4 protein-coding genes are annotated in these 8,008 nt (G+C 71.9%); all 4 read right to left on the bottom strand.

Annotation, left to right across the window (positions count from 1 at the left end; genetic code table 11):
• A partial coding sequence (locus tag VFX99_RS01530) for a transglutaminaseTgpA domain-containing protein (RefSeq protein ID WP_329664560.1) occupies positions 1-1,942 on the bottom strand: 1,942 nt, incomplete at its 3' end.
• Positions 1,939-3,318: a DUF58 domain-containing protein gene (locus tag VFX99_RS01525; protein WP_329664559.1), complete on the bottom strand. Its 1,380-nt coding sequence runs from the start codon at positions 3,316-3,318 to the stop codon at positions 1,939-1,941. The genes VFX99_RS01525 and VFX99_RS01530, both read right to left, overlap by 4 nt.
• Positions 3,315-4,280: a MoxR family ATPase gene (locus tag VFX99_RS01520; RefSeq protein WP_329664558.1), complete on the bottom strand. Its 966-nt coding sequence runs from the start codon at positions 4,278-4,280 to the stop codon at positions 3,315-3,317. The genes VFX99_RS01525 and VFX99_RS01520 overlap by 4 nt, the downstream gene beginning before the upstream one ends.
• Positions 4,281-4,319: 39 nt before the next feature.
• On the bottom strand, positions 4,320-8,008 hold a 3,689-nt coding region (locus VFX99_RS01515), incomplete at its 5' end, for an Ig-like domain-containing protein (protein ID WP_329664557.1).

The raw sequence follows: 8,008 nt of genomic DNA, 5'->3' as shown, positions 1-8,008 counted from the left end.
CGACGTCCTCGATGGACTCGGGACGCACCTCGGTCACGTTCTCGGGGTTGCGCTGCTCGGACACCTCGAGGCTGGGCGACTGGCTGAACTGCGGGGTGACATCCACCGGCACCCATTCGCCCGATGCGGACTGCACCTCGGTCCACACCGCGAGATCCTGCGCGCGGCAGACGCCGGCATCGCACGTGCGCAGCGTGGGGTCGGGAGCGCTCAGCCGAGCCCCGACGACGACGCGCGCCGGAAATCCGAGCTCTCGGGCCACGAGCGCGGCAGCGGCGGCGAACTGCTCGTCGTCTCCGACCGCGGCGACGTAATTGGCGGATGCCGCCGCCCGCGGGTCGACTTCCCGCTCGAGCAGGCGCGAGAACAGCTGGTCGATGCGGGCGAGCGAGTGCCCGGATGCGCTCGGCTGGAAGGTGTAACCGGGAAGGGACTGCATCCACAGCGGGGTATCGTCCTCGCCGATCTCCAGGGCGTGGCTGAGGTAGCCGCGCTCGCGGAGGAGCCGGACGAGCCCGGTCAGTGCGGCGCCGCCCGAGCCGGAGACGTGCTCCTCCACCCACGTGCTGACGCTCTGCGGAACCTCGGCGTCGCCGAGGCCGCCCGGCGCTTCGATCGCGGCGAGGTCCGGAATCGCCGGCTCGACGGCGGTGAGCAGGTACGCGTCGCCGTCGCTCAGCCCGCCACCGGCCGTCTGAACGCCCGCGGCGGCCGCCGAGCGGTAGTAGAAGCGGTCCGCGAGGGAGGCGGCGCGCGCCCCCGCGAACTCGATGCTCTCCAGCCGGCCGAAGGTCGGCATCCAGATGCCGTCCAGACCCTCGATCGTGACCTCCGCCTCGATGCGCCGTCCGGGGCCGGCATCGAGCGTCGACGGCACCCGCACGAAGCGCGCCTGATCGAGCGCGCCGATGCCGCCGCTGCGGTAGATCTCGCCGTCATAGCTGTCGAGGGTGGCGAGCCGGATCCGGTCGGGAAGCTCCCCGTCGGCGGTCACCCTGAACAGCACGTCGTCTGCGCGGTCGTCGGCGAACAGGCCCCGGTACTCCGCGAGCGGGCTGACCGCCGACGCGACGGCCATCTCCGGTCCCGCGGCGGAGCGCAGCACCTCGCGCTCCATGCCTCGCGCGGCGAACGGCACGACGACCGCGGCGGCGAGGACGGCCAGGACGACCATCCCGGCACCGAGGGCGGCCCTGCGATGGTCGACGGCAGGCCGGCGTGGCACCCGCACGCCGCTGGATGCCGCGGCGCGGCGGAGCGACCGCACCCGCTCGTCACGGCTGCGCCACGCGAGCCAGAGCAGGCACGTGAGCAGCCCGGCGACTCCCAGAGCGATCTCCAGCGGCGCCGCGATGACGACCGGGCCCAGACGCAGGGGAGAGCTGACGGTGGTGCGCCCGAAGAACAGGCCGAACGAGATCATCCCGAGCGCGACCGGAGCGGCGGCGTACGCGATGCGGCCGGGGCGCCACGACAGCAGGAGGCCCGCGCACGTCCCGGCCAGGAACACGATGAGGGCGGGCACCAGCAGGTTGCGGTACGTGCCGACCGGGAGGTCGACGGTGACCAGGTCCTTCCAGGCGAGCACCGCTCCGGATGCCACCTCTCCGAAGCCGCGGATGAGCTCCAGACCGCCGCCGAGACGCGAGGGGACGGCGAGCGGGACCCCGATGACGAAGAACACGACCACGAGGACCCCCGCGACCAGCCATCCCCCCCAGGAGCGCCGCCACGCGATCGCGGCGATGCCCGCCGCGATCAGGGCGGAGACGCCGGCGAGGAGGAGGAACGACCAGTCCCGGTAGATCGGCCACGCGGCCACGGCCGCGATCGCGACGACGGCACCCATGAAGAGCGATCCCGCCGCGATGCGTGGGACCAGCTGCGTGGTTCCGTATGCACCCGGCGGCGGAAGGACCTCGGGCTCCTGCGACGTGCTCACGATGTCGCTCCGCGTCGGAGGAGGCCGGAGAGGTCGTCGAGGGTGCCGACGGTGAGCACGGTGAGCCCCGACAGGGCGCGCATGCGCGGCTCGGCCCGCTCGTCGCAGATCACCGCGACGACCGCTGTGTCGGCGGGGAAGCCCAGAGCCGCCTGACGCAGGATGCCGAGCGGCACTCGCGAGCCGACGACGATGAACGCGATGGACAGGCGTTCGTTGGCCTCGGCCGCGAGCCGGCAGACGTCGCCGATCGGCATCGTGTTCTCGAGCATGTCGATGGCGCTGAACCCGTCCAGCATGGTGCGCCGCGACGCTGCGGGGATGTGCCGGATGGCACGCAGCCGACCGCGGACCACCCGGGGGATCTCCGATCCGATGACGATGTCCAGCTCGCGCGCATCGTGGACCGCGCGCAGCCCGAGCGAGGCGGCCGAGCTGACCGCGAGCTCGAACTCGTCCGCATCGCCGAACTCGGCCTGGGCGACGGAGAGCACCACCGCCATCCGCGAGCGGCGGGACTCCTCGTACTGCCGCACCATCAGCTGGCCGGTCTTCGCCGTGGACTTCCAGTGGATGTGGCGGCGGGAATCACCCGCGGCGTACTCGCGGATCGCGTGGAACGACATGTCGGCATCCACGAGACGGCGCGTCGGGTTGCCCTCGAGATCGCGGATGAGGCCGGCGCTGGTCGACGGGATCGACGTGGTGCGGGGGTGGACGTACAGCTCGTGCACGTCGTCGAAGGCGTGTTCGCGACGCAGGAGCCCGATCGGATCGCTGCGGACCGTCGTCGCTGGTCCGACCGTCACGATGCCGCGCCGGAGCGCGGGGATCTCCAGGGGCTGCGAGACGGTGTGGCCGGGACGCAGCAGCGGAACGCCGAACTCGACCAGCCCCGGGCCGACGGTGATGTCGAGGCGCCCGGGCAGCGCGGTGCGCTGTCCCTCGTTGCGCACGACGATCTCGCCGGTCACTCCGTCGCCGGCGACGACGCGCTCGTGCGCGAGCACGAGGTCGACCTCGTAGGAGCGTTCGCCGAACAGGAACGGCACGCACATGGCGAGGAGTGCGAGCGCGACCGCTCCCGCGACCATCCACTCCACCCACCCGAACGCGATCCCGAAGAGCAGTCCGACGGTCCCCGTCAGCACGGCCAGCGCCCCCGCGGGCCGGACCGTCTGCGCGAGCCAGTCGGACGCGGCTGCGAGCGCAGCGCCCACCGCGCGGGACACGCGGGTCCACCACACCACGGCTCGCACGATCCGTCGGCCGCCCGCAGCCGAGGTGACCTGCGTGCTGGTCGTCTCGCTGGGACCGGCCGCGGACGCACCGGGCAAGGCGGACGTCCGGGTGAGGCGGGATTCGGTCAGGCTCATACGGCCTCGCGGCGACTCGGCGGAGCGACATCCAGCAAGACCTGGCCGATGACGGCCTCGGGAGTGACGCCGTCGAACTCCGCGTCCGGGTGGAGGATGAGCCGGTGCGAGAGCACCGAGACGGCGAGCGCCTTCACATCGTCGGGGGTGACGTAGGTGCGACCCTGCGAGATCGCGCGCGACCGCGACGACTTGGTCAGGGCGAGGGCGCCGCGGATGCTCACGCCCAGGCGCACCTCGTCCGCTGCGCGCGTGCCGTCCACGAGCCGCGCGATGTAGTCGAGCACGAGGGCGTCCACGTACACCGACGCCGCCAGGTCGGCCATGCCGACGAGGGCCTGAGGCGTGACCACCGGCGACAGCTCGGCCGTGGCCACCGCCGCGCCGTCCAGGATGCGCACGGTCGCGGCATGATCGGGGTAGCCGAGCGAAGCGCGCATCATGAACCGGTCGAGCTGCGCCTCGGGCAGCCGGTAGGTGCCCGCCTGCTCCACGGGGTTCTGGGTCGCCAGAACGAGGAACGGGACGCCGACCTGGCGGGAAACGCCGTCGATCGTGACCTTGCCCTCCTCCATGACCTCCAGCAGCGCGGACTGCGTCTTGGGGCTCGCCCGGTTGATCTCGTCCGCGAGGACGATGTTGGCGAAGATCGGGCCGGCGTGGAACTCGAAGGATCCGGTCTTCTGGTCGTAGACGGTGATGCCGGTGATGTCGCCCGGGAGCAGGTCGGGTGTGAACTGGATGCGGGTGTTCGTGCCCTGCACGGACTGCGCCATGGCGCGGGCCAGCGAGGTCTTCCCCGTGCCCGGCACATCCTCGAGCAGCACGTGGCCGTCGCTGAGCATCGCGGTCAGGACGAGCTCGACGACGTGGCGCTTGCCCAGGACGGCGCGCTCGACGTTGTCGGCGATCTGGCCGAACGTCTGGGCGAACCACGTCGCCTGATCCTGAGTGATGCTCATCTGCGGCTGTCCTTCATCGGTCGTTCTCGAGTGCGCGGGTCACGTCGCGGGCGGGGGGTTGTTCGGTTCACAGGATGCCGAGAACGTCGCCGACGCAGGTGACAGGCCCCATGCTTGTGCGCTCCAGTCCACCGACACGGTGATCCCGTCGACGCGCACCGCGCCGACCGGCACCGACCAGGTGTCCACCGTATGCGGCAGCACCGCGCCCGCGGAGTCGTAATAGACGAGTCCGGCGTTGCCGAAGACGATCGCGGCCTTGCCGCCTGCGGCATCCGCCGAGGAGTCGCCGACCGGCAGCAGGTCCGATCCGCCGACGCACGCCTGCACACCCCACGTGGCCTGCACCTGGTACGGCGCGCTGCCTGGGCGGGGTGTCACGGCGGCCCACTCCGTCGCCGTGCCCCAGCTCTCGTGCACGTAACGCACCTGGACGCCGGGGTCGCGGTCGAAGACCGAGCTGGGCAGTCCCGCGAACTCCGCGTAGCTGCGGTTGGGCACGGGCTCGTCCGAGCTCGGGGTGCTGCGGATGATCCATGCCGCACGACCGTCGCCCACGTCCGGGGCGGCGTCGACGGCGAAGGTGTAGCCCTGCGGAGCCGCGGTGTTCTGCGGAACGCGGACGCTCTGGGTCGCGCTCGAGCGGCCGTAGCGGTCTCCGTCGAACCACGACTCGGCGCACACCGTGAAGACGTATTCCTCCCCCTCGGTGAGGCCCGGGAAGGAGGCGGTCGCCCCCGCCTCGGTCGCGGTACACGAATCGCCTTCGCGGACGATCCCCAAGCGCAGTGTCGAGCCGTCCCCGCCCGGCGTGGCGGTGGCGTCCGCGGTCACCGTCGACGTGCCGTCGCCGTTCGACACCGGGGTCAGGGCCAGCGAGAGGTCCGTGGGTGCACCGATGCCGTTGCCCCACACCGTCGCGGCAGCACCGGCCGCCGCTCCCTCCTGCCCGGGCGGCGGGTCGAACCGCGAGAACGGAGTGATCGTGATGGGGCTGGAGACGTTGGAGCCGACGCGGTACTCGCTCAGCTCGATGCCGGTCTCGCCCTGCGCGATCGGCACCCGCACGGTCTCGCCGGCGGGGCTCGCGATCTCCAGCGCGCCGGTCTTCTCGGTGTCGATCCCGTCGATCGCCAGCGAGACGACGCCTCCCTCACCCGTAGTGACGACGGGGCGCACCTCGATCTGCGACGGCGCGTCCGGCGAGTCGTACGCCCACGCGTCGACGCGCACCCCGGTGCGGGAGGTGCCCACGTCGTTGCGCGCATACGCCTCAAAGGTGCGCCGCTCGCCGTTGGGCGCCGCGATGGGCGGGCACCAGCCGTCCGCCGAGCACTGGGCGACCTCGGAGCCGTTCGAGCGGATGACGAACCCGGTCAGCGCGGGATACGCGAGACCGGCCTCTCCCGGGTCGACCCGCAGGGTGAGCTCGCCGTCCGAAAAGCCGGTCTGATAGACGCTGGCGGGCGCCCTGGGGAAGCCCTGCAGGTCCAGCAGGAGCTGGCCATCGCGCTCGGCGCTGCTGCGCCTGCCCTGCGCGTCCTCCACCGAGAACGCGGCGGTGCAGGTCGCTCCGGGGGCGTCGCCGTCCCACGTGGCGAGGATCGACGTCTCCGAGGCGACCTGGAAGCTGATCCCGACGCACGCTCCCGTGGGCCGCGCCTCGACGACGGTGAGCGGCGTGCGCGGCAGGGGGTTGACCTCGCCGCCGGCACCGATCACCGAGATCGTGCAGGAGGACCCGGCGGCCTGCGAGCACTGCTGGGTGACCGACCCCCCTTGCGGAAGCGTCGATGGTGCGGCGCCGACGCGCAGGATGAGGCGGACGGGCGGGACGGACGGATGGCTGGTCACGGAGACGATCGCCGCCTCCTCGAAACCGGGCACGGCGCGGTCGGCGCCGACGACGGTCACGATGGACCCGTTGAGGGACACCTCGAACGCCGAGCCGGCGTAGTCGAGCGCGTAGGCGATGCGGCTCCAATCCTCGCGGAGCTGCCAGCTGGTCATGTTCCGCAGGTCGAATTCAGCCGTCTCGCCCGGCCCGACCGCCAGCGATCCGGCGCGCAGCTCCGGCTGAGGATCGACCGCCTGGATCACGATCGGCACCGAGAGATAGGTCCACTCGGTCTGGCCGACGAGCCGGACCGGCACTTGGCAGGCGTCCGCCCACGGCGCCCCCGCTCCGGCGTCGTACCGCACCAGGGTGCCCGACTCGACCGTGCAGGATGCCTCGGAACGAGCCCCCGACGGGCGCACCTCCTCGCTGACCTCGAGCGTCGCTCCGCGGGGCGCCGCCACGAGCGTCGCCATGTCGAACGTGACCGACTCCAGCTCGGCGACCTCGGGCGTCGGCGCGCCCGAGCGCATCGCCAGCGCGAGGTCGTCGGTGCCGGGGACGCGGAGGAACGCGTATGTCATCACGGGGCCTTCGACGCCCTCGCCGCTGACGGCGAACGGGATGACCCGCGTGCTGTCTGGCAATGCGCCGCTGAGCTTCCGGCCGTCGACGGACACCCCCGGCTGATCGCCCCACAGGCTCACCGACAGGTCGTCGACGTCGCCGCCCGACCACGAGGCCCGTCCCGAGAGCACATCCACCCCGCTCGGGAAGTCCTCGCGCGTCTCGGCGGTGAGCACGGTGTCGTCGACGATCGGGTAGTTCGGCACGCTCTCGCGCACCACCTCGACGACGATGAGGCCACGACCGGTGTTTCCCGAGCTGGACTCGACGTCGTAGAGGAACGACATCGTGGTCGGCTGGGTTCCGGCTTGGATCACGACGGTCGTATCGCCGACCGAATCCAGCCGCCCGTCGAGGCGCTCGTATTCGGGGTTCGCGCTGCCGTCGCTCAAGTTCGCCGGCAGGTCGGGCCGGACGTCGGTCACCGAGAGCGTGCCCATCGTCGGGTCCACGTCGTTGGCCAGGGGACTCACGCGGATGGTGCTCGTGGCACCCGCCTGCACCTGGACGTAGTCGGTGAACGTGACGGGGCTGGGATTGGACTGGCTGTCCAGGACTCCGAGGCGCACCACGCCCTCGCCGGTCTGCCCGAACGCGTCCACGACGCGGTAGCGGAACGACACCTGTCCGCGGTACCCGGGCACGCTCGTGTACAGGATCGACTCGCCGTCGGCGGCGACCGTCGCCGATCCGCTGGCCGGCTGGCTCACGATGCGGTCGAGGCTCACGACATCGCCGTCGGGGTCCATGCCGAAGTCGTCGAACTCGACGAGCGTCGACTGACCGCTGAGCACGCGACCTTCCAGCGTCTCCGGCAGCGGCGCGCGGTTGGCGTCGGCGGGAAGCACCTCGATGTGCACGGTCGCCGGATCTTCGAGCGCCGGCGCACCGGTCGTGTAGACCCTGTAATCGACGCGATACTCCCCCGGCGCAGTCGGCGCGAGGTAGCGCAGCACATCGCCGCCGGCGAAGGCGAGCGCCTCGGACGAGCTGGAGACGATCGACGCGGGGTTGAGGGTCGGCTTGCCGCCGGAGGGTGCGATGTCGTTGTCGAGGACGGGGATGTCGATCTGCGCCCCGGCGCGCACGACGACGGTGTCGTCGACGGCGATCGGAGCGAGCTGGGGGGCGGGCGGCAGCAGGAAGACGGTCGCCTCACCCTGCACGGCGGCGCCCTCGTCGTCGGTGCCGTCGCTGATCGTGTAGCTGACGGTGCCGAGCCGCCCGGTCCCGCCGGATGCCGTCGAGCCCGACACGCGCAGAT

This window comes from Microbacterium sp., from assembly GCF_036277215.1.
Classification (GTDB): Bacteria; Actinomycetota; Actinomycetes; order Actinomycetales; family Microbacteriaceae; genus Microbacterium.
Note: the sequence above shows the minus strand (reverse complement) of the source record. Positions and strands in the feature narration are given on the sequence as shown.